The following is a 21,127-nucleotide window of genomic DNA, read 5'->3' on the forward strand; positions in this document are numbered from 1 at the left end:
AAAAGACAACGTTAGCGTTGTCTTTTTTTGGTGGTAACACCGTATATTTAATAATTAAAACATAAAACAATGAAAAAGATATTAAGTTTATTTTCAATTTTAGCTCTTACTGTATGTAGTTTACAAGCGCAATCTATTGCAGACAACGCTATAGGATTACGTATTGGTGATAATGATGGTTTTGGTGGAGAAATATCATACCAACGTCATTTAGGAGAAAATAACAGATTAGAATTTGATTTAGGATGGAGAGATTCTAATGATGTAGATGCTTTTAAACTAGTAGGTTTGTACCAATGGGTAATGCCTTTAGATGGTAATTTTAACTGGTTTGTTGGTGCTGGTGCAGGTATAGGATCTTTTGATGCAGGTGACAATGATGGTACTTTTGCCTTAGTTGCTGGAGATATAGGTATAGAGTATAATTTTGATTTTCCTTTAATTTTATCTCTAGATATGAGACCAGAATTAGGATTTAATGATGACTATTCTGATGATTTAGATTTAGATATAGCGTTAGGTATTAGATACCAGTTCTAAACATAAACTAATTATTTTAAATAAAAAAGGAGGCAATTAAATATTGCCTCCTTTTTTATTTAAAATAAATGCTTTACTCTTTCTACTAATTTTAGCGGTAAATTATACGGCGGATACCTCAAAGGAGCCTCTAACCAATTGGCTCTTTTTATAATTGCTTTTTGGTGCGTAAAAGTATCAAAAGAAGTTTTACCATGATAGGCGCCAATACCACTAGAACCTACGCCACCAAACGGTAGTTTTTTATTGGTTATATGTATAACAGTGTCGTTAATTGCACCGCCTCCAAAACTGTATTTGTTTATTATTTTTTGCTGAAATTTTCTATTAGTAGAGAATACATATGTTGCCAATGGCTTGCCATATCGCATTATGTACCTTTCTATATCTTTTTCTGTAGTATATGCAATAATTGGTAAAATAGGACCAAAAATTTCTTCTTGCATTAATTTACTATCTTCACTAGGCTCATTAACAAGCGTAGGAGCAATGTAATTATCGTTGGCATTTGTTTGTCCGCCAAAAATAATTTCTTGTCCTTCTAACAATTCAGTAAGATTATTAAAATGATTTTTACTAACCGTTCGGGCATAGTCTTTAGATTCTTCTATGTTTTTTCCGTAAGAGTCTAAAATGCTTTGCTGCAAAGCAGCTACTAACTTATCTTTTACATCTTTATGCACTAAAATGTAGTCTGTAGCAATACAGGTTTGTCCGGCATTTAAAAATTTACCCCAAACAATACGTTTAGCGGCTAGTTTTATGTTTGCGGTAGTATCTACAATAGCAGGGTTTTTTCCGCCCAGTTCTAAAGTAATTGGAGTTAAATGTTTTGCGGCATTTTGGTAAAATATTTTTCCGACTTTAGTACTTCCTGTAAAAAAAATATAATCCCATTTTTGGTCTAACAAATTTTTGGAAACCTCTACGCCTCCTTCTACAACGGCAACATATTCGTCTTTAAAAACAGCATCAATTATTTCTGCTATTATTTTTGATGTATTGGGTGTTATTTCTGATGGTTTTATTACCGCAGTGTTACCAGCTGCTATAGCGCCAATTAATGGTGCAATTGCTAGTTGAAAAGGATAGTTCCAAGGAGCAACAATAAGTACAGTGCCGTAAGGCTCTTTATACAACCAGTCTGATGATGGAAAATTTAATAATGCACCAGATACTTTTTTTGGTCTAGCCCATTTTTTAATATTTTTAATGGTATAGTTAAGCTCTGCTAAAACAAATTGCGTTTCTGCTGCCATAGACTCAAACTTAGGCTTTTTAAAGTCGGCATAAATAGCATTACAAATATCTGCTTCTTTTTTAGTAATTTCTTGCTTAAGTTTTTTTAAAGCGTTTATACGGTAGGTAATGTCTTTAGTTTGTTGCAACTTAAAGAACTTTTGCTGCTTTTGTAGTATCTCCATCATAGTATGCAATATACCAAAAAAGAGCTTTGTGTGGGCTAAATACTAGTTGTCTATTTCTTCTTGATTTGGTAAATCTTTATCTTCAAAACTCTCATTAGCTAGCTCCAGTACTTTTTGTAGCATTGGGTCAGATTTACTTTTTATTTTAGCATACGCATTTGCATCAAAAAGCTGGTCTGCCAAAGCGGCTTTTAAATATCTTTTTAAGCTAACCTCGTACTTATAAAAATCTAAAGAAATATTATTTTTTTTGGCATAGGTAATAAACTCTACAAACAGGTTTTCATCAACCTTAAAATCTCTAATAAATTCATCACGGGTAAACATATCATATTTAGACCTGTCTTTGTCTAAGTGCTCAAAAGTAAAGTAGGATAAAAAGCCATAACTATCTAGATCTATTATAGCTTCTTGTTCATTGTTTCCAATTGGTACAAATTCATCTGGAATAATACCTCCACCACCATATACGGTTTTACCTTTAGGTGTAGTATATTTTAATGAGTCTGCCACTTTAATACTGTCTGCTTCACGCATTTCTCCGTTTGCATAACGTTTCATTAACTCTTGGTAATAATCAGCATTACCTTTTTTATAATCGCGTTGTATAGATCTTCCAGTGGGAGTATAGTATCTAGATATGGTTAAACGCACAGCAGAACCATCTCCCAAATCCATTTCTCTTTGCACCAAACCTTTACCAAAAGAGCGTCTGCCAACTATGGTTCCTATATCGTTATCTTGTAATGCGCCGGCAACAATTTCGCTTGCAGATGCAGAGCGCTCATTTATTAAAACAAAAACGGGTTTGTCTTCAAAACTACCTTTTTCCGTGGCGTATGCATTTTCTATTTTTCCTTTTTTGTTTTTGGTAAATAAAATAAGCTTTCCGTCTTTTAAAAACTCATCTGCCATTTGCTCTGCAATACCCAAGTAACCACCAGGATTGTCTCTTAAATCTAAGGTAAGTTTTGTGGCGCCTTGTTTTTGTAATGCTTTTAGGGCAGATTTAAATTCTTTGTAGGTAGACTCGGCAAACCTGTTTACTTTAATGTAACCAATATCTTTGGTAAGCATGTAATAGCTGTCTACACTTTTTAATGGTATTGTATTTCTTTTTACAGTTACAGTAAATGTGCGGTCTTCTTTTTTGCGGTAAACTTCTAAATCTATTGTAGAGCCCCTTTTGCCCTTTAACTGTTCTACAACACTACCACTAGGTAAATTTTTGCCAAACAATTCTTTGCCATCTGCTTTTAAAATACGGTCTCCGCCTTTTATTCCTTTGTTGTAACTTGGACCATTTTCTACGGTTTTTATTACGGAAATAGTGTCTTGGTACATATAAAAATTAATACCTATACCAACAAAGTCACCTTTCATACTTTCAGACACTTCTGCCATTTCTTTTTTAGGAATATAAACAGAGTGTGGGTCTAATTTGCCTAAAATATTATTTACGGTAACATCTACAATACTATCTGTATTTACGTCGTCTACATACTCATAATCTATGTAGTCTATAAGCCTGTTAAGTTTGTCTTTTTTAGAGTTTGTTGTAAAAAGACGCTCTGGCGAGTCGTTAAAATTTAACTTGCCACCAAGTAAAATGCCTAGTGCTAAAGCAGCTGCAATTAAAACAGGCCATATGTAATACATTTTATTTTTCATTGCAACTTTTACAAGGGTAAATGAGTTAATTTTATACCCGCTTTTTCTAAAAATTTTAAACCAGAATCATCTTTATATGCATTTTGGTATACCACACGTACTATGCCAGACTGGTGAATTAGTTTGCTACACTCTTTACAAGGAGATAGCGTAATATATAAAGTTGCTCCTGTACATGATTGGGTAGAGGATGCTACTTTAGATATTGCATTTGCTTCTGCATGTAACACATACCATTTGGTATAGCCTTCTTCATCTTCGCAAATGTTTTCAAAACCAGTTGGAGTACCATTGTATCCGTCAGAAATTATCATTCTATCTTTAACAATAATAGCACCTACTTGCTTGCGTTTACAGTAGGATAGTTTGCCCCACTCTTGAGCCATACGCAAGTAAGCTTCATCGTATTTTCTTTGTTTACTGTCTTTCATTTTTGTTGTAATGGCCACAAGATACAGGCTTTAGCTAACGCACACAATCAATAAAGGATAATTTTAACACTAAAACCTTTTAGTAAGGAAACGTATCTATTAACATTGGTATTGTAATAGCCAGTACAATTACTGATGCAACTATGGCATACAACCATTGCTTAATTTGAAATAAACTAACCACTATATAAGTTAATAATAAAGCTAAAATTAGTATTAATATTTGAGACATTTCTATACCAGTAGCGAAACCAAGTAAAGGTGTAAACTTATTGTCTTCTTCTGCCATTAGCATTTTAAAATAATTAGAAAATCCAAAACCGTGCACTAATCCAAAAAATGCCGTAGCTATAACGTGTAATTTTACAGATGCTAAGGTTTGCTTGTTTTTTGCAGCGTAGATATTAAATAATGCAGTAATAAATATAGTTACAGGAATTAAGAACTCTATTAAACTTACATCTGGTGTTACATAACCATAGCTAGATAAACCCAAAGAAAAACAATGTGTAACAGTAAACACAGTAGCTAAAAGCAATACATTTTTCCAGTCTTTAAATGTAAAAGGAATAGCTAAGGCAGTTAAAAACAAAATATGATCATATGCGCTAAGATCCAATACGTGCTCTAGTCCTAAACCAATGTAAAATAAAAACTGTTCCATAATTTATGTGTAAATAATAATTAAAATTGCTAGTTAATGCCTCGTTCTTTCTGTATTGTCTCATAGGCTTTTTGTACCTCTTTAAACTTTTCTTCTGCTCCTTTTTTTATGGCCTCATTTTGGGTAACAACCTTATCTGGGTGGTATTTTTTAGCCATGGCTCTGTATGCTTTTTTTACCTCGTCATCTGTAGCACTTTTATCAATCTCTAGTATTTTGTAAGCCGTATCTGCAGACGCCACAAACATTGCCTTAACACTTTCGTAATCTCTTTTACCAAGTTTAAAGTACGCAGCAATATCTCTAATAACTTCTACCTCTGCAGCGGTTACAGAACCATCTGCCTGTGCAATGCCAAATAAAAAATGTACTAACTGCAACCTAACTTCATAACGTACACGTTGGTTTAGGTAATAGCAAATACGTTTTGCAGAAATTTCGTGTTTTTTGTTTACCTCATTAAAGGTTCTAAAAATAGCGTTAGCTTTTTCTTTTCCGTAGGTCTGTACAAAATATTGGCGTACGTAATCCAACTCGGTTTTACTTACTTTACCATCTGCCTTAATAACTATAGAGCATAGCGATATTAATTGCATTTCAAAATCTGCAGGAGACACACTTTGGCGAGTCATATCATTAAATACGGAACCTCTACTTTTATTGGCCTTGCTACCCACAAGATTGTCTAAAAGGCTACCAATAAAAAAACCAGCAATACCACCAGGAATTTTATAAAATACACTCCCTAGTATTGCAAATAACCATTTTAACATACTTTTTTCTAAAAAATTTTTTCAAAGATAAACGTTAAGATTAAATGAAAAGTTAAGGTTTGTAGAAAAATGCGACAAATTGGTTACTTTTGTATAACGCTTATTAACATAAAAAATTAAAATATATGTACCCAGCAGAATTAGTAAAACCAATGAGAGAGGATTTAACCTCTGTAGGTTTTGAAGAATTATTCACAGCAGAAGCTGTAGAAAAAGCAATAAATGCAGAAGGTACTACTTTGGTAGTGGTTAACTCTGTTTGTGGTTGTGCTGCTGCTAATGCAAGACCAGGCGCAAAAATGAGCTTATTAAATGATAAAAAACCAAGTAATACGGTTACCGTTTTTGCAGGTGTAGACACAGAAGCAGTTAACGCAGCAAGAGGACTAATGGTTCCTTTTCCTCCATCATCGCCAAGTATGGCTTTGTTTAAAAACGGAGAATTAGTTCATATGATAGAACGTCACCACATTGAAGGTAGACCTGCTGAAATGATTGCTGAAAACTTAAAAGAAGCATACAACGAATTCTGTTAATTAATAGAATTTAAATTATCTTAAAAAACCGCTCTGTACAAAGAGCGGTTTTTTTATTTTTGTAGCATGCAAAAACTTTTATCATATCCGTTAACGGCATTGTATTTTTTATTTTTTGGACTATCATTAGTTGTTTTTCATCCTATACAATGGGTCTGCTACAATGTATTTGGTTATACGGCACACAAAAAAAGTGTTAGTATTTTAAACTGGTTTTTAATGCGTAGCACGCACTTTTTAGGTACGCATTATTCTTTTAGGAAAAAGTCTAAAATACCTACTAATAGACCAATTATTTTTGTGGCAAACCACCAAAGTATGAACGATATTCCTCCACTTATTTGGTTCTTTAGAAAAAATCATCCAAAGTTTGTGAGCAAAAAAGAGTTGGGTAAAGGTATACCAAGTGTATCTTATAATTTAAGGCACGGAGGTTCTGTTTTAATAGACCGTAAAGATGCCAGGCAAGCACTTACAGAAATTGCAAAACTTGGTAAATACATAGAAAAACACAATCGTAGTGCTGTAATTTTCCCAGAAGGAACAAGAAGTAGAACAGGGCACCCAAAACGTTTTCAGCCAATGGGACTTAAAATACTTATGAAAAATGCACCATCAGCCCTAATAGTGCCTATAAGTATTAATAACTCTTGGAAACTTTTAAAATACGGTAAATATCCATATGGTTTAGGCAGCCATTTTACAATAGACGTGCACACACCTGTAGAAATAAAAGGTAATGCAGATGATAATGATATAATTGCAGAAGTAGAACAAACAGTAACCGCAGGTGTAACCTCTTTTAAATGATAAATTCTGATATAATTGCACAAACTAAAGCCTTTGTAAAAAAAACTTTAGAAGGAGCAGAAGGTGGTCACGATTGGTTTCATATAGAGCGTGTGTATAATAACACAATGCTTTTAGCTAAAAATGAAGTTGTAGACCAATTAGTAGTTGCACTTGGTGCTTTATTACATGATATAGCCGATGCTAAATTTTATAATGGCGATGAAACTGTTGGGCCTAAAATGGCAACAAATTTTTTAAGATCTATACAGGTTGATGACAAAATTATAGATCACGTTGTAAAAATTATAGAAAACATTTCTTTTAAAAGCAGTTTAAAGGTTGATGATGAAAACACAGTAAAACCTTTTACATCTTTAGAGCTACAAGTGGTGCAAGATGCAGATAGGTTAGATGCTATAGGTGCTATTGGTATTGCACGTGCTTTTAATTATGGCGGATTTAAAAACAGGGAAATGTACAACCCCAATGTTGCTCCTAATTTAAATATGACTAAAGAGGAATATAAAAAATCTACAGCGCCAACAATTAATCATTTCTATGAAAAATTACTGCTTTTAAAAGATAAAATGAATACCAAAAGCGGAACAAAGCTTGCAGAGCAAAGACATATGTATATGGTTGCCTTTTTAGACCAGTTTTATAACGAATGGAACGGTAAAGAATAATAGTATTTAATTTAAGGTTGTAATTACTCTTTTAACATTTTTTGAAAAAGTGTTGCTGCCATTTTTTATGTATCTTCAGCCAATAAACTACAAGCAACCTTATTATGGAAAGAAGAAAATTTATAAAAAATGTAGCTACGTCTTCTGCTGCTTTTTCTATTGTTCCAAGTTTTGTACTTGGTAAAAACCACGTGCCACCTAGTGATACACTTTACATAGGAGCATTTGGAGTAGGAGGAAGAGGAGCTTCTGTTATTAAAGAACTTACAGATACTGGTAAAGTAAAATTTGTTACCCTTTGTGATGTAGACCAAAGAGGTGTTGCTGATAGTTATAAATTACACCCAAAAGCAAAAAGATATAAAGATTTTAGGGATGTGTATGATAAGCATTTAAATGAAATGGATGCTATTATGGTGGCAACACCAGACCATACACACGCAACTATTGCATTGCCTTTTATGCGTGCAAAAAAACACGCGTATGTAGAAAAACCTTTGGCGCACAATATACAAGAGGTAAGGTTAATGACCAAAGTGGCTAAAGAAAACGGAATTATTACCCAAATGGGGAACCAAGGAGCATCTAGTCCTGGTAGTAGAACAGCTAAAGAGTGGATAGATGCAGGGGTAATTGGAGATGTTACTAAAGTAGATTGTTGGACTAACAGACCTGTTTGGCCACAAGGTGTAAAAACACCTGTAGGCGGACACCCAATTCCTAAAGAGCTAGATTGGGATTTGTGGTTAGGACCAGCAGCAATGAGAGATTATAACCCTGCTTATTTGCCATTTAAATGGCGAGGTTGGTGGGATTTTGGAACGGGTGCTTTAGGCGATATGGGTTGCCATATTATGGAAACTCCGTATAGTGTTTTAGGTCTTGGATCACCAACAGAAGCTGAAGCTAGTTGTACAACTACTTGGGTTGGAGATTTTGTAGAGGCAGATTACTCTAGCTCTTGTCCGCCTTCGTCTGTAGTGCGTTTAAAAGTAGATGCGCCCAACCAAGGAAGTATAGACTTAAATTGGTATGATGGCGGAATTATGCCAGATATACCAAGTGAATTGGCAGATGGAGAAAAATTAGGAAACGGAGATGGTGGCGTAGTTTTTCACGGTACAAAAGGGATTATTTTAACAGATGTGTATTCTGCTAACCCTAGATTGTTGCCAGCAGATGTTAATAGTATGTTTAATAAGCCAAAAGAAACATTACCAAGAATAAAAGGTGGTTCTGCAGGACATCAAAATAACTGGGTAGAGGGTTGTTTAAATGGTACAACCGCATCATCAGACTTTGTAACTAAAGCCGGACCATTAACAGAGGGTGTGCTTATGGGTAATTTAGCTATTAAAGCATACCAATATAAAACACTAAAAGCGGGTAAAAAAGTAGGAGATTGGGATCCTTATAACTACCCTGGTAGACGTACCATAAAGTGGGACGCCGCCAATATGAAAGTTACAAATTTTGATATGGCTAACGAATGGGTTTCTCGTGACTATAGAAAAGGATGGGAACTAAAGTAAAAGTATTTTAAAGTACAAAAGGCGCTATTAACAATTGCTAATAGCGCCTTTTTACTTGTTTGCAATTAAAAATTAACAACAATTGCCATTTACATCACAAGATTCTCCGCCTGTTGTTGGTAAAACAGTAAGCGACTCTTTTTGGTGTTTTTCCCAAGCTTGTTGTAAAGCCTCAGTAAAGGCCTCTACTGGTTGTGCGCCAGAAACTCCGTACTTGTTATTTAAAACAAAAAAAGGTACACCGCTAATGCCAAGGTTTCTGGCTTCCATTTCATCTTGTCTAACCTCGTAGGTAAAAGCATCTGTTTTGTATATTTCTTCAACAGTAGTTTTGTCCATACCAACAGAGACAGCTGTATCTACTAAAAACGCTATATCATCTATATTTTTACCATCTTCTAAATGTGCTTTTAACAATGCTTCTTTGGTAGCATCTGCAAAACCTACTGTTTTTGCATATTGCAATAAACGGTGGGCATTTAAAGAATTTGCAGTAACAATGTCTTCAATTTTAAAATTAAGACCAACACCACTAGCCATTTCTGTAACTCTGTTAAACATACCTTTAGCATTAACCTCGTCTACACCTTTGCTTAGCATAAAGTGGTCTATAGCATTAATGTCTGTTTGCGTTTTTAAGTTAGGGTCTAACTCAAAGCTTTTCCATTCTAACGTAATTTTATCTTTGTGCGGAAATTTATCTAATGCAGCTGTAAAGTTACGTTTTCCAATGTAACAAAACGGGCATCTAATATCTGACCATATATGTATTTGCATAACTATTTTATCTTTTAGTATTAATGTATTGTTAGACGAAAATAAGGTAGGAAACTTTCAGGAAGGAATTAGATGTTAGTGAAATGTATATTTACTATTTTTTAGAGGTACTAATCCCTCTTTATTTTTGCTAATTATATTATGATTAATTAATAGTTTAGAAAACTCTTTCGATATTATAATTTTTTTATGTCCTCCAAGAAAATCTTCTAGGCTATAACAAATATGAAAATTAAAATCTGTTTCAAATTCAGGAAAAAAATCTAAAGTTTGCGTTGTATATTGCTTAAATCCTCCTGTTTGTTCTTTTGGATAAATATCAAAAGCTGAATTTTTAAGTAATAATTTACTTTTAGCATTAGGTATAATTAGTTGAACAGTATCATCTAGTATTTTATTAGTTTTGTAGTCTATAACTTCCATAGCTTCTAAGCCTAGTGGAGCAAGAGCTTCTGTATAGAATTCTTTTTTAAAAAGTATATATTCATATTCTAAACCTAAATTAAAACAAACTTCTGTTTTTTTCCACTTTGGTGGCATAATTTTAAAAGGAGAAATTTGTTTTTTATTAGCCATACTTATAATTTGGCCATTTTTATATTTATCAAAAATAAATATTTGCTCTTGGTATTCTTGTTTTTTGTTTGGTTGAGGCCATCTATTGGTAGACGTTTCACTACCCAATAGTTCTATAGCATAATATTTAGAATTATTTAATTCTTCTTTAGTAAAAAGGCAACTTGCTTGTTTTATTTCAAAATCTTTTGGTTTAGTTTTTGAAAATAGACCATCTTTTTTTGAGTAATGATTTACGATTTTATCTAAATCCTCCCCTTCTTTTAAAGAAAAAGAACAAGGTCCAATATCTATTTTTTTACTAATATCTAAACTATTGATGAAATCAACGTCATTTTTTCTCCAATTAGCATATATGTAATATAATTTTTTCATATTCCTAGAGCTTTTAAAATTTCAGGCTAATCTTTATAGATTTCTTTGGCTGTTTTCATAAGTTAATCCATTTCCCATCATCTCCCATTATTTTTTCAGGTTGCCAATGGTCTATGAATAATTCCTTTAATTTCTCTTTGTTTTCTTTTATTATATAATGCTCATAAATTTCTCCCTCATAAGGAAAGGATAGAGAACAGTTGTTATTCCATTTTTCTGTTTCAGAACTGCCTAAAGAAGCGCGAATTCCAAAAGCTTCTGAATCTTTTTTTGCGCCATTCCATAAGGCTATCCGGAATGAATGCTCAGGGTATTCATCATCTTTACATATTTTACATATTTCATTTTTAATGGCATCATATTCCAGAGGGATTTTTTGTTCTAAAGCTTCTTTTTTACTCCATCCTTTTTTATACCATATGTCAAAACGTGAATCTAATAGCTTAAGCCTCTCCATAAAAATGATGAATGATTCTGTACATTCTTTTAATGTTTCCCTTCTATTATACCAGCTTACCCCTATGTCTTCTATTAATATCATTAATTTCTTGGTGTGTGTTTTAGAGTTAAGTTAAAAAATTGTCTAACTTTTTTATATTTCTAAATAGGCCAATTGTTAACTGTCATTATCTTTTTTTAATTCTTCGCTAAAACGCTCTATCCAACCATTTTCGCCGTGAATTTCTGTTTTAAGCATTTCACTAATCTCTACAAGGTTAACCTGTTTGCCTTCTTCTTCATAAACAATTTTAAATTGCTCGTTTTCTTCAAAAAAATTTAAGATGTTAAACAAAACACTTTCAAATGTTTCTGAACATAAAAAATCCAAGTTATCTACGATGGCACCTTTTTTATTTAAATGTAATATTGCTTGTTTTAATAATTTATAATTAAAGTCATAGACAGTATGTATTAATTGTTTTCCGAACTCATCTAAAATTTTTTGATCTCTTTTCATATTTTTAATTTTTTCCACCCCAAGGGATGTTAGTGATTATTTTTACACCTTGGACTTTTACATCTTGTAATGCTTTTATAACCCAGCCTTATGCAATATTTTATTGGTATGTTTTAGAGTTAAATTATTCTATTCTTTTCTAAAAAAACTTATATCATCGTGGTCAATAAAGTAAATATTATTTGTTCTAAAAACAGCAGGGTACTCATATGGGTTATCATTTGTATAACTCTTAGGGGAGTTATGCAGAAACTTTAGATTGGTAAACTTTATTTCACAATCTTCTTTATAAAAAATCCAAGTTCCATTGTTCTTTTTTATCTTGTTGTCTTTTGCTAAAACTTGTTCAAAACTGCCATCGGCTTTTATAATTAAAATATTTTTGGCTTCTTTATCATAATCACTATAGTAGGTGCCTTCAACAGGGTAGGTGTTATTACAACTATTTCCTTTAATATATTTGCAATTGATTAAAAGTGGTAAAAAAGTAAGAGTTAAAATTATTTTTTTCATAATACTAAAAAGTTAAATTATCTTCTTTCCATTATTAATAGTCATTTCAACATTAAAGGAATTTGATTCTCCTTTGGCTATATATTCTAAAACTTTTAATGATTCTTTTTTATAGAGCTTTAACAGGTATCTGGCAGACCACGACCTTATTTTAAGGTTTTTATATGATATTAATTCTCTCATTTCTTTAAATCCTTATTCATTTTTTATATACTCATGGGCTTTTTAAAATACTTTTATATGCCAAGTTTGCAATTTTGGAATCTGGAGATTGATTTGTTGCTATACAGTGTATTTTGGAATACCTAATAAACCCATTAATTGCATCTTCTACTCTTAAATATTTCATATCAAAATTTATTAAAGTGGCAAACCTTTCCACTCTTTAATAATAGTTTCAGCTACATCCCATTTATGTGGTATTTTTTTTTGAATAATATCATTTAAATTATTGATTGCTATTTCTTCGTAATACGGTAGCAGTCGTCTCGAGACTATTAGGCTTAAATCAACATCTTTATTTTTTAAAAAGGGAATGAGGAGTTTTGTTAGATTATTTTTTTCTATGTATAAAAATGCTGGCATCATTTCTTGTGATATTATTTTATTATTGGTTCTAAAGTCACCAACTTTCATTGCTTCTTTACTTTTTTTATGACCTTCTTCTATTACTATTAGAGCTTCTTGGGGGCTAGTAAAATTCATGTTTTATTCAATTTTTATGACTTCAATTTGTTGTCAACTACTGTGATTAAGTTTTTTTTGATAAATTATATCTAATAAGCCCAGATATTCCATTACCATCAAAACTTTTTCAGCCTTTCACCACCATATTCATATTAAAATGAAAAAAATAAAGTAGCTGGTTAATGTAGTAATCTATATGTTACTTCGCTTGAATTATTATTGTATCTAAAAAAGAACTTTATTTCATAATCTTCTTTTGTCCAAACTATAAATAATGGGTTTTCATCAAATTTTCCTTCCCTTAATTGTATATTGTTTTTCCTTAGCTTTTGATTAAATGACTTACCTTCCAAAAATCCTTCGCTTGTGGTTTCTGAAGCTTCAATTACAAGAATATTATTTGGCTTATTATAATCTTCAATAAAAGATTCATAAAAATATTTATTTATGGTTTTATCAAAATGAATACTTATTGAGTTAATGTTATCTTTTTCATCAGTTAAAACAGTTACTGAATTATATTGCATTCCATATAAATTCTTTTTTATTGGTTCATTTTTTATGTAATAAAAACTACTATCAAATAGTTCGTTTTCAAACTCCTCACCAATAATCTTACTCAATTTTGAAATATTTTTCCCGAGTAAATTCTCTAATTGTTGGCTCTTCATATGGTACGAATGGTTAAATGTTATAACGAACACTAAAAATTTAAAAATAGTAATTAAAAGCAGGAAAATACACTATAAGAACCTTTAAAAAAGTGAGGTTTTGGTTTTAAATGTATACACAAAACAAAAAAAAACCTCTTACTTTTTAGCAAGAGGATTGTAATTAATAAGTTTTGTTTTTTTAAAAAGTAACTTCCACCAACTGTTTTTTTGTGCCACGTTTAGCGTAAAACAAAATATTATTTTTATTAGTTAATGGTTTAGAAACCATTAAAGGTAACCTTGCCGTTTTACTATCTATAATTTTTTCATAGGTCATAAAGCCTTTAGCATCTAACTTAATTAAAAATATGTTTCTATTTCTGCTTAAACCTTGCCTAAAAACCAAACGCTCATTATTTATTAATTGCGGATTTTCTGCCGCCGTACTAATAAAAAAGTAAGTATTGTCTCCTTTTGTAAATGTACTGTATGATGCGTATGCACCATCACCTTGTGTAACCTCAGACTTATTAATGTTACGTACCCAAATAAGGTCGCCATCATCACTAAGTTTAGCACCAACCATATCATTATAATGGTACCTGCTAATTTTAACTCTAGATCCGCCACCAGGGTTGCTTTGGTAACCAGAGGTTACAAAGTATTCTTCTGCGTTAAAAAGTATAGAGCCATCACTAGCAATTTCTGCATTTTTAAATACTAAGTTTTTTACCTCTTTACTATCTTCTTCTTTGCCAAATTTGTCTGCCATAAATTGCGCAGAAAACGGAATAAATTTTTTGTCTTTTACATCTAAAGAACCTTCATCTAACTTAAAGTAACTTAATCCGTTGTATCGGTTATCTTTTCTATTAGCATAAAAGCCTACACACACAAATTTTTCATCGGTAAGTATGGGTTTTAATGCTTCTAAAAACTTACCCGGTTCATCAAAAGTTTTCATAACTCGTTCTTCTTCAGAAACCTTTAAAAGTTCATACTGAAATTTACGCTCTAGGGCAGAAAAACGCCTCTTTTTAAAATAAGCTTTGGCAACTAAAAATACCTCTTTTTTATTTTTTGTTATTTCCACGCTTTCAAACGCATAGTTTTTAGTTTCTACTTCTGCAGAAAAATCGTGTGTAATAAGTAAATCTAAGTTATTGTTAAAAACATATATAAAATGCTGATTGTCTTTTGCTTTTTTAAAGTGAGCACTAATAACAAAAGCATCTTTACGTTTATTAAACAATACAGAAGTTGTAAAGCCAGACGCAAAATTACGGTTGTAATAGTTTTTATCTAAAGGATTATCTACTTGTTTTGATGGTACAGATAAAATTGTTTTTTGTGTAAAAGCAAAATTATTTAGCGGACTTTGGTGTGCTATATAATCATAAGTCTCTTTGCTTGGGTTGTATTCTAAAAATATAAGATACAATTGCCTGTTACTTATAAAACCGTTAACAAAATCTTTATCTTTAAGTTTGTAGTTGTATTCACTTACCAAATCTAAATTTTTATTGTAATGCTCTATATAATACCCTTTTGGTTTTAATATTAAACCGGTGTAGTAAGAGCGCACAAGTATGGTGCCGTCTGCACCATCATTATCAATGGTAAGTAAATTAGAATATTTGTATCTGTCAGCATATTTTTCACTAAACTTATAGTTTACCTGCATTTTTTGTGCAGTGGCGGTAAAACCAAAGCATAACATAAGTAGTAATGCAATTTTCTTCATCATTTGTTTTCTTAAGATTACGTTATACTAACGCTTAGTATTATTAATTGTTACGTGCTTTTAAAAAAAAGTATTTCTAAAATAGCAATACTTTGCTAATTACATTAAAGTTTAAGTTGAACTACATCGTTTTCGGTTAAATTTATTTCAAAGAAGTATAAATGATGTCTTTGTAATTTTTTATACACAAATTAAACCAATATATTTATGAGCTTAAACCAAACTTATTTAGCACTATGTTATTAACATTACTGTCCTTTGTGGGCTTTACAGTTTTGGTGGCCGTTATATCTTATTTGGCTACTAGAAAAACTAATGAAAACTCTTCTGATGGGTATTTTTTAGGAGGAAGAAGTTTAACTGCAGGTGTTATTGCAGGTTCATTATTACTTACAAACCTTTCTACAGAGCAATTAGTAGGTTTAAATTCTGATGCATACACAGATGGTTTGTCTGTTATGGCTTGGGAAACGTTAGCAGCAATAGCAATAGTTATTACTGCTATTTTTTTATTGCCAAGGTATTTAAAAGGTGGATTAACAACTGTACCACAATTTTTAGCAGAACGTTTTGATGTTACAACAAAAACAATAACATCTGGTTTGTTTTTAACAGGTTACGTAGTTGTGTTACTGCCTGTAATTTTATATTCTGGCTCTGTGGCAATAAGCGGAATGTTTAATGTGCCAGAAAACTTAGGAATTAGTCACACTGCATCTATATGGTTGTGTGTTTGGGGTATTGGTATTATTGGCGGTATTTATGCAGTTTTTGGCGGTTTGAAAGCTGTTGTGGTATCAGATTCTATAAATGCAATAGGTTTGCTAATAGGTGGTATTTTAATTCCTATTTTTGGATTAATGTATATTGGAGATGGTAGTATTTTAGATGGTTTGTCTATTTTAACAACACAAAATCCTGAAAAATTTAATTCTATGGGAACTAAAACAGACTCAGTTCCTTTTTCTACAATTTTTACGGGGATGATGTTGGTTAACCTTTTTTATTGGGGAACAAACCAACAAATTATACAAAGAGCCTTAGGTGCTAAAAACTTAGCAGAAGGACAAAAAGGACTGTTACTAGCTTCTTTTATAAAAATATTAGGTCCATTAATTTTAGTTTTACCAGGTATTATAGCGTTTCATATTTTTGAAGGTAAAATAGATTCTTCTAGCGCATACCCTTTACTAGTAGGTAAAGTATTGCCAGATTATTTAGTTGGCTTTTTTGCAGCAGTATTGTTTGGTGCAATTTTAAGTTCATTTAATAGTGTTTTAAACAGTTCTGTAACCTTATTTGGCTTAGACATCTACAAACAACATATAAACCCAGAAGCTAGTGAAACTAAAGTTGTTAAAAACGGTAAAATATTTGGTATTGTATTGGCTTTAGCGGCAATGTTTATTGCGCCTTTTATAGCAAATGCAGGTAGTTTATTTGGTTATTTACAAGAAGTAAATGGTATTTATAGTATTCCAATTTTTTCTGTTATAATAATTGGATTTTTAACTAAAAGAGTACCGGCTATTGCGGCAAAGGTTGGTATTATATCTGGTTCATTATTATATATTATTAGTCAGTTTATAATGAAACCTTATTTTGTAGATTCAGCTTTACGTAAAGCAGAAGCTGCAGGTATTTCTGGCGCAGATGCTTTGGCCGTTGTAGAAGCAGACGCATATCCGCATTTTTTACACGTAATGGCTATATTGTGTGTAGTAAACTCATTAATAATGTTGGCTATTGGTAAAATAAAACCAAGAGAAACTGCTTTTGAGCAAAAATATACAGAGCAGGTAGAAATTAAGCCTTACAAATACGTAAACCAAATAGGTATTGTTATTTGTTTAATAGTAGTAGCAATATACGTGTACTTTGCTAATTAAGTAATTGTATTTTAAAATATAAAGAGGCTAGTTTTGCTAAACTAGCCTCTTTTTTTATTACAAGTTTTTTGCTTGTATGTTATGGAAAGCATCAGTTTGTTGTTTTAACAACTTTTCTGCTTGTTGTTTTTTATAATTGTAAATTTCATTTTCCTTTTCAATATCTTCATATACTTTTTTATTTATTGCAGCATCTGTTTGCATTAAAGTGTTGCGCTGTTCTACTTTTTGTGTAACCCAAGTTTTAATAACACTTTCTTCTTCCTCTAACTTAAAATCGTACATCCCTTTAGGAGCTAATAATTTTGCAATTATAGGAGATGTTTCTATAGCTAAAAACAATAAAAATATAAAGAAAGATGGTAACCAAGGTAACTTGTTTAAAGCCGTTATACGCGCCATTAAACCATCAAAACCATCAATAATGGGTTGTGAGTCTTTAACAGAGGTAGCATATGCTGTATCTAATGCCACTGCTTGTTCTTCTAGCGTAGTAATTTTTGCAGCATTGTTTTCTTTTAGCTTTTTTAATTCTTGCAGGGCAGCATCATGCTTTTGTCTTTTTTCTTCATAAACAGGTCCTTTACCCAGAAATTTAGTGCCTTCTCTGCCTTCTGCCTCGGCAATGTAAGTGTTGTAAAGCGCATTTGTTTCTGTTTCTTTAGCTTTAATTTCTTGTTTTAATTTTTCTATAGATTGATGAATGCTTTCTTTTTTAGGACTGTATTGTAATGCAATTTGCTCCTTGTTTGCAAGCGTTAAATCGTTTTTTTGTTCTAGTAAAACCTGATTTATTTCTTTTTCAAAAATCTTCATTTCTAAAGGTTTAGAAATAACAATAGCTATTATAATAGCTAAAACAATACGTGGTGTGGCCTGTAACAATTCACTTTTAAAATTGTCTCTTTTTTTAATGGTAGAAACAATAAAACGGTCTAAATTAAAAATAAGTAAGCCCCAAACAAGTCCAAAAAACACAGCGTAGTAAACATTATCAAAAACAGTATACAATGCATATGCACTGGCTATAAAAGCCATAACAGCAGTAAAAAAAACAGTTGCGCCAATACCAGCGTATTTGTTTTGCTCACCGTTAGAGCAAGTTTCTAGTATAGCAGTATCTGCTCCGGAGCAGAGTATAAAAAAACGTTTAATCATAATGTGTTCTTTTTTTGATGATTGATGTACCTATAAGAACGCATTTTGCAATGATTTGTTACAAAAAAAGCCTCTAAATGAGGCTTTTTATTACTTTTTAAGACATTATTATGAATAATTAGTTCTTTATTGGTGGAGCAGGAGGTGGCGGTGGTGGTAAAGGAGCAACTCCTTTTTCTTTTTTAATTAAAGCACTACATTTCTCATAACTTTCCATTGTTTTTTTGTGTAATTTATTTAATTCTTCCCTAGTCCCTTTTCCTTGTTTTCTGTATTTACTAACGGCAGTACCATATGCATTAGCATCTTTTTTAAAAGCAGCTCTGGCTTTTGCAAGTTCTTTAGAATCTTGTGTGTTATTTGATGGAGGTAATGGTGGTGGTGGAGGTGGTGGCAATAATTTTTTATCTTCTGCCGTTAACTCGCTGCTTTTTTTATATTCTGTTTTACCATTTCTAATTAGTATTACGTATGGTAATATAGGTGCTTTTGCTCTTTTTACTTTAGCTCTATCTTCTTTGCTTAAGCTAAAGTATAGGCTACCTAAAAGCGTAAAAAGATCATCCATTTTCTTTTTCTCAGCTTCTGATCTATGTATATAATGTGGTTCTTGTTTAGTTAAGGTTATATATGTGTTGTACTCTTTTTTATAGGTTTCTAAAGGATCTTGTTTTTCTTCTTTTATAACTATACCCAACTGTTCAGAATTTTTAACAGGAATACTTTCAGGGGAAACAATATTATATTTTTTTATTTCTTCTTTGCTAAACTTAGCATAAAGTTGTTTTAATTGAACATTTTTTATCTCTAAATCATCGTTAGAGATTGCGTTGTTATTTTTAAATACATTTAACTCGCTATTATAATTTTGGAGTATATTATTATACTTATTTACATCAGCTTTAATGTATGTATTGGCAAAACCTTGTTTGGTAAATAAATTTACTTGGTGTTCTTGAGGAAATTTTGCGCTACGTGCATTTTTGTACACAAAGCTATTGTTAAAATGAACAATATCTGATGCCGAATACTTGTTTAATATAGAATTAGGAACGTGTTTATTGTCTATCCAAATAGCAAAGTTTTCTTTGTTTTTCCAAGAATTAAATTCCGATTGCGTTGGCGCTTTTTTTGTTGTGTGTTTTAGATCTACGCTAGGAAGTTTAATAATTGTTTTATGGTCTGTAACAGTTGCACGTTGTTCTTCTGTCATTAGATCATAAATGGCAACTATTCTATTATAATCTGGCATATTAATTACCTTTTTCTTAGTGTTTTGGTAATTCTGAATGTAATTAATATACTCTTGCATCATTTTTTCTGAAGCACCTTTGCCTACATTTTTGTTTGCGTGTGTGGCTTGAGAGTCTACTAAGACTTCTTCTGTTTTTTGGTTGCTAAAACTGTAAAAAAGCAATGCTGCTAAAGGAATAAGTAGCAAGCTTCTTAATACAACCGACCGTTTTGAGGTTCTTTTTTTCATAACTGTAAATCGTTTTTTGATTGATGAATAATTAATTGAATTTGCCATTTGTGGCTCTATAGCATTTGATGAAAATGCAAGTAAAATTTTTCTGTAATTAATAGTGTCTGCACCTTGGTTTAACACAGCTTGGTCTGCTAAAAATTCGTGATTTAATTTAATAGCGTGCCTTATAAAATAGATAAGCGGATTAAACCAGAATACAATTTGTAAAATCTCTATAAGTAATACATCTATAGAGTGTTTTTGCTTTGCATGTGTAATTTCATGCAGCAACACCTCTTTTGGTATTTGTTTATGTTGATAGGCTTTTTTATTTAAAAATATGTAACTTAAAAAAGTATGGGGTGTAGTTTTCTCAGTTAACAGTACATTGGTATGGTTCTCTAGTCTTTGCTTAGGATTTTGCTTTATTTTTAAAAATAGGTTAGTGCTATTTTTAATAAATCTTATGCTAAAAATTAAAACACCCAAGCCGTAAATACTCCAAATTAAGTAGGGCCAATAATTGGTAGGTTCTACAATAGTTTCTGTAGTGTTTATATTGCCATAATCCAATGGTGTTTCATAAATTGCTATTGGTACTTGTATGTACGTTGTAAACGTTATTAGTGGTATGCCAAAACTTAAAGCTAAAGCAGCTAGTAAGTAAAAACGTTTAAACTTGTGCATATTTTGCCCTTCTAAAAACACTTTGTAGAAGACAAATAAAATGGCCAAGCAAGCTGTAGATTTTAATAGGTATATAAGCATAACTATTTATTTTTTAGTTCTTGGTCTATTAACTCTCTTAAATGCGCCAGCTCTTCTTTTGTTAAGTTGGTTTCTTTAGTAAAGAACGATGCAAATTGTGATGCGCTATCGTTAAAAAAGTTTTTTATTAAGCCATTTACATGTTTAGAGAAATAGGCTTTCTTTTTTACTAACGGATAATATTCTCTGGATTTACCATAAAGATTGTAGGCTATAAAATTTTTGTCTGCCATACGTTTTAACATTGTAGCCACTGTGGTAGTTGCAGGTTTAGGATCTGGATATTGGTCTAGCAAATCTTTTAAAAATGCTTTTTCTAATTTCCAGAGGTGGTTCATTAGTTCTTCTTCAGATTTTGATAACTGCATAACTCTACAATGTTAGAATGTTCTCTACAAACGTAGAATAAAAAAATGAATTCTACAAATGTAGAGTTAATTATTTTTATATAAAGATTGTTGTTATGGCTTTAAAACGTGTCTCTTAGCTTGGTTTTTACAACTTTTTGT

The 21,127-nt window shown here is 31.6% G+C and carries 24 protein-coding genes; 6 read left to right on the top strand and 18 right to left on the bottom strand.

Translation table 11 applies throughout. The features are described 5' to 3' along the window. Positions 1–69: 69 nt before the first annotated feature. Positions 70–540: a hypothetical protein gene (locus tag PBN93_RS07785; RefSeq protein ID WP_077401111.1), complete on the top strand. Its 471-nt coding sequence runs from the start codon at positions 70–72 to the stop codon at positions 538–540. Positions 541–599: 59 nt separating this feature from the next. On the opposite strand, the gene PBN93_RS07790 is transcribed toward PBN93_RS07785, so the two are convergent. The 5 genes from PBN93_RS07790 to PBN93_RS07810 form a co-directional block, all read right to left on the bottom strand. Then, positions 600–1,967 (bottom strand): aldehyde dehydrogenase, encoded by a 1,368-nt coding sequence (locus tag PBN93_RS07790; protein WP_077401113.1) that lies wholly within the window; start codon positions 1,965–1,967, stop codon positions 600–602. Positions 1,968–2,009: 42 nt separating this feature from the next. Continuing rightward, positions 2,010–3,638 (bottom strand): S41 family peptidase, encoded by a 1,629-nt coding sequence (locus PBN93_RS07795; RefSeq protein ID WP_077401115.1) that lies wholly within the window; start codon positions 3,636–3,638, stop codon positions 2,010–2,012. An 8-nt stretch (positions 3,639–3,646) separates the two neighbouring features. Beyond that, positions 3,647–4,069: a deoxycytidylate deaminase gene (locus tag PBN93_RS07800; RefSeq protein ID WP_034646463.1), complete on the bottom strand. Its 423-nt coding sequence runs from the start codon at positions 4,067–4,069 to the stop codon at positions 3,647–3,649. A gap of 79 nt (positions 4,070–4,148) precedes the next feature. Next, positions 4,149–4,733 carry a HupE/UreJ family protein gene (locus tag PBN93_RS07805; protein WP_077401118.1) on the bottom strand — a complete coding sequence of 195 codons (585 nt, stop codon included), beginning with the start codon at positions 4,731–4,733 and terminating at the stop codon, positions 4,149–4,151. 29 nt (positions 4,734–4,762) lie between these two features. Further along, a complete protein-coding gene (locus tag PBN93_RS07810) occupies positions 4,763–5,506 on the bottom strand; it encodes a tellurite resistance TerB family protein (protein WP_271081846.1) in 744 nt (247 codons plus the stop codon). A gap of 125 nt (positions 5,507–5,631) precedes the next feature. On the opposite strand from PBN93_RS07810, the gene PBN93_RS07815 reads away from it, so the two are divergent. The 4 genes from PBN93_RS07815 (at position 5,632) to PBN93_RS07830 (ending at position 9,052) form a co-directional block, all read left to right on the top strand. Further along, positions 5,632–6,042, top strand: coding sequence for a BrxA/BrxB family bacilliredoxin (locus PBN93_RS07815; RefSeq protein ID WP_013621169.1), 411 nt, complete (start codon positions 5,632–5,634; stop codon positions 6,040–6,042). 66 nt (positions 6,043–6,108) lie between these two features. Continuing rightward, the gene (locus PBN93_RS07820) at positions 6,109–6,852 is read left to right on the top strand and encodes a lysophospholipid acyltransferase family protein (RefSeq protein ID WP_271081847.1); all 744 of its coding nucleotides are present in this window, start codon (positions 6,109–6,111) and stop codon (positions 6,850–6,852) included. Then, positions 6,849–7,520 carry an HD domain-containing protein gene (locus PBN93_RS07825; RefSeq protein ID WP_077401124.1) on the top strand — a complete coding sequence of 224 codons (672 nt, stop codon included), beginning with the start codon at positions 6,849–6,851 and terminating at the stop codon, positions 7,518–7,520. The genes PBN93_RS07820 and PBN93_RS07825 overlap by 4 nt, the downstream gene beginning before the upstream one ends. A gap of 104 nt (positions 7,521–7,624) precedes the next feature. Further along, positions 7,625–9,052, top strand: a complete 1,428-nt coding sequence (locus PBN93_RS07830) for a Gfo/Idh/MocA family protein (protein WP_271081848.1) — start codon at positions 7,625–7,627, stop codon at positions 9,050–9,052. 72 nt (positions 9,053–9,124) lie between these two features. Here PBN93_RS07830 and PBN93_RS07835 read toward each other — a convergent pair whose 3' ends face one another. The 10 genes from PBN93_RS07835 to PBN93_RS07880 form a co-directional block, all read right to left on the bottom strand. Then, positions 9,125–9,829 (bottom strand): DsbA family oxidoreductase, encoded by a 705-nt coding sequence (locus PBN93_RS07835; protein WP_271081849.1) that lies wholly within the window; start codon positions 9,827–9,829, stop codon positions 9,125–9,127. 75 nt (positions 9,830–9,904) lie between these two features. Further along, the gene (locus PBN93_RS07840) at positions 9,905–10,780 is read right to left on the bottom strand and encodes a hypothetical protein (protein WP_077401133.1); all 876 of its coding nucleotides are present in this window, start codon (positions 10,778–10,780) and stop codon (positions 9,905–9,907) included. Positions 10,781–10,835: 55 nt separating this feature from the next. Beyond that, the gene (locus tag PBN93_RS07845) at positions 10,836–11,321 is read right to left on the bottom strand and encodes an Imm52 family immunity protein (protein WP_271081850.1); all 486 of its coding nucleotides are present in this window, start codon (positions 11,319–11,321) and stop codon (positions 10,836–10,838) included. A gap of 75 nt (positions 11,322–11,396) precedes the next feature. Next, the gene (locus PBN93_RS07850; RefSeq protein ID WP_271081851.1) at positions 11,397–11,738 is read right to left on the bottom strand and encodes a hypothetical protein; all 342 of its coding nucleotides are present in this window, start codon (positions 11,736–11,738) and stop codon (positions 11,397–11,399) included. A 129-nt stretch (positions 11,739–11,867) separates the two neighbouring features. Then, a complete protein-coding gene (locus PBN93_RS07855) occupies positions 11,868–12,251 on the bottom strand; it encodes a hypothetical protein (RefSeq protein WP_077401142.1) in 384 nt (127 codons plus the stop codon). A gap of 12 nt (positions 12,252–12,263) precedes the next feature. Beyond that, positions 12,264–12,434 (bottom strand): hypothetical protein, encoded by a 171-nt coding sequence (locus tag PBN93_RS07860; protein ID WP_271081852.1) that lies wholly within the window; start codon positions 12,432–12,434, stop codon positions 12,264–12,266. Positions 12,435–12,465: 31 nt separating this feature from the next. Next, complete coding sequence (locus PBN93_RS07865) at positions 12,466–12,600, bottom strand: hypothetical protein (protein ID WP_271081853.1); 135 nt, start codon at positions 12,598–12,600, stop codon at positions 12,466–12,468. An 11-nt stretch (positions 12,601–12,611) separates the two neighbouring features. Then, a complete protein-coding gene (locus PBN93_RS07870; protein WP_077401145.1) occupies positions 12,612–12,956 on the bottom strand; it encodes a hypothetical protein in 345 nt (114 codons plus the stop codon). 161 nt (positions 12,957–13,117) lie between these two features. Further along, positions 13,118–13,609: a hypothetical protein gene (locus PBN93_RS07875; protein ID WP_271081854.1), complete on the bottom strand. Its 492-nt coding sequence runs from the start codon at positions 13,607–13,609 to the stop codon at positions 13,118–13,120. A 181-nt stretch (positions 13,610–13,790) separates the two neighbouring features. Continuing rightward, positions 13,791–15,338 (bottom strand): hypothetical protein, encoded by a 1,548-nt coding sequence (locus PBN93_RS07880; RefSeq protein ID WP_333780846.1) that lies wholly within the window; start codon positions 15,336–15,338, stop codon positions 13,791–13,793. A gap of 233 nt (positions 15,339–15,571) precedes the next feature. On the opposite strand from PBN93_RS07880, the gene PBN93_RS07885 reads away from it, so the two are divergent. Continuing rightward, positions 15,572–17,224: a solute:sodium symporter family transporter gene (locus PBN93_RS07885; RefSeq protein ID WP_077401154.1), complete on the top strand. Its 1,653-nt coding sequence runs from the start codon at positions 15,572–15,574 to the stop codon at positions 17,222–17,224. Positions 17,225–17,281: 57 nt separating this feature from the next. Here the strand turns inward: PBN93_RS07885 and PBN93_RS07890 are convergent, their stop codons facing one another. The 3 genes from PBN93_RS07890 to PBN93_RS07900 form a co-directional block, all read right to left on the bottom strand. Then, complete coding sequence (locus PBN93_RS07890; RefSeq protein WP_271081855.1) at positions 17,282–18,382, bottom strand: DUF4407 domain-containing protein; 1,101 nt, start codon at positions 18,380–18,382, stop codon at positions 17,282–17,284. A 118-nt stretch (positions 18,383–18,500) separates the two neighbouring features. Next, complete coding sequence (locus tag PBN93_RS07895) at positions 18,501–20,618, bottom strand: M56 family metallopeptidase (RefSeq protein ID WP_271081856.1); 2,118 nt, start codon at positions 20,616–20,618, stop codon at positions 18,501–18,503. A 2-nt stretch (positions 20,619–20,620) separates the two neighbouring features. Next, a complete protein-coding gene (locus tag PBN93_RS07900; protein ID WP_075694959.1) occupies positions 20,621–20,986 on the bottom strand; it encodes a BlaI/MecI/CopY family transcriptional regulator in 366 nt (121 codons plus the stop codon). Positions 20,987–21,127: the final 141 nt, after the last annotated feature.

Origin of the sequence: Cellulophaga omnivescoria (assembly GCF_027915275.1) — a bacterium.
In the GTDB taxonomy this organism is placed as follows: Bacteria; Bacteroidota; Bacteroidia; order Flavobacteriales; family Flavobacteriaceae; genus Cellulophaga; species Cellulophaga omnivescoria.

Bases quoted from the DNA above. Each gene is read 5' to 3' on its own strand.
- PBN93_RS07830 (WP_271081848.1), top strand. From the start codon at position 7,625: ATGGAAAGAAGAAAATTTATAAAAAATGTAGCTACGTCTTCTGCTGCT.
- PBN93_RS07790 (WP_077401113.1), bottom strand. From the start codon at position 1,967: ATGATGGAGATACTACAAAAGCAGCAAAAGTTCTTTAAGTTGCAACAA.
- PBN93_RS07805 (WP_077401118.1), bottom strand. From the start codon at position 4,733: ATGGAACAGTTTTTATTTTACATTGGTTTAGGACTAGAGCACGTATTG.
- PBN93_RS07815 (WP_013621169.1), top strand. From the start codon at position 5,632: ATGTACCCAGCAGAATTAGTAAAACCAATGAGAGAGGATTTAACCTCT.
- PBN93_RS07785 (WP_077401111.1), top strand. From the start codon at position 70: ATGAAAAAGATATTAAGTTTATTTTCAATTTTAGCTCTTACTGTATGT.
- PBN93_RS07840 (WP_077401133.1), bottom strand. From the start codon at position 10,780: ATGAAAAAATTATATTACATATATGCTAATTGGAGAAAAAATGACGTT.
- PBN93_RS07900 (WP_075694959.1), bottom strand. From the start codon at position 20,986: ATGCAGTTATCAAAATCTGAAGAAGAACTAATGAACCACCTCTGGAAA.
- PBN93_RS07860 (WP_271081852.1), bottom strand. From the start codon at position 12,434: ATGAGAGAATTAATATCATATAAAAACCTTAAAATAAGGTCGTGGTCT.
- PBN93_RS07800 (WP_034646463.1), bottom strand. From the start codon at position 4,069: ATGAAAGACAGTAAACAAAGAAAATACGATGAAGCTTACTTGCGTATG.
- PBN93_RS07795 (WP_077401115.1), bottom strand. From the start codon at position 3,638: ATGAAAAATAAAATGTATTACATATGGCCTGTTTTAATTGCAGCTGCT.
- PBN93_RS07810 (WP_271081846.1), bottom strand. From the start codon at position 5,506: ATGTTAAAATGGTTATTTGCAATACTAGGGAGTGTATTTTATAAAATT.
- PBN93_RS07895 (WP_271081856.1), bottom strand. From the start codon at position 20,618: ATGCTTATATACCTATTAAAATCTACAGCTTGCTTGGCCATTTTATTT.
- PBN93_RS07835 (WP_271081849.1), bottom strand. From the start codon at position 9,829: ATGCAAATACATATATGGTCAGATATTAGATGCCCGTTTTGTTACATT.
- PBN93_RS07880 (WP_333780846.1), bottom strand. From the start codon at position 15,338: ATGATGAAGAAAATTGCATTACTACTTATGTTATGCTTTGGTTTTACC.
- PBN93_RS07850 (WP_271081851.1), bottom strand. From the start codon at position 11,738: ATGAAAAGAGATCAAAAAATTTTAGATGAGTTCGGAAAACAATTAATA.
- PBN93_RS07875 (WP_271081854.1), bottom strand. From the start codon at position 13,609: ATGAAGAGCCAACAATTAGAGAATTTACTCGGGAAAAATATTTCAAAA.
- PBN93_RS07825 (WP_077401124.1), top strand. From the start codon at position 6,849: ATGATAAATTCTGATATAATTGCACAAACTAAAGCCTTTGTAAAAAAA.
- PBN93_RS07865 (WP_271081853.1), bottom strand. From the start codon at position 12,600: ATGAAATATTTAAGAGTAGAAGATGCAATTAATGGGTTTATTAGGTAT.
- PBN93_RS07820 (WP_271081847.1), top strand. From the start codon at position 6,109: ATGCAAAAACTTTTATCATATCCGTTAACGGCATTGTATTTTTTATTT.
- PBN93_RS07870 (WP_077401145.1), bottom strand. From the start codon at position 12,956: ATGAATTTTACTAGCCCCCAAGAAGCTCTAATAGTAATAGAAGAAGGT.
- PBN93_RS07890 (WP_271081855.1), bottom strand. From the start codon at position 18,382: ATGATTAAACGTTTTTTTATACTCTGCTCCGGAGCAGATACTGCTATA.
- PBN93_RS07885 (WP_077401154.1), top strand. From the start codon at position 15,572: ATGTTATTAACATTACTGTCCTTTGTGGGCTTTACAGTTTTGGTGGCC.
- PBN93_RS07845 (WP_271081850.1), bottom strand. From the start codon at position 11,321: ATGATATTAATAGAAGACATAGGGGTAAGCTGGTATAATAGAAGGGAA.
- PBN93_RS07855 (WP_077401142.1), bottom strand. From the start codon at position 12,251: ATGAAAAAAATAATTTTAACTCTTACTTTTTTACCACTTTTAATCAAT.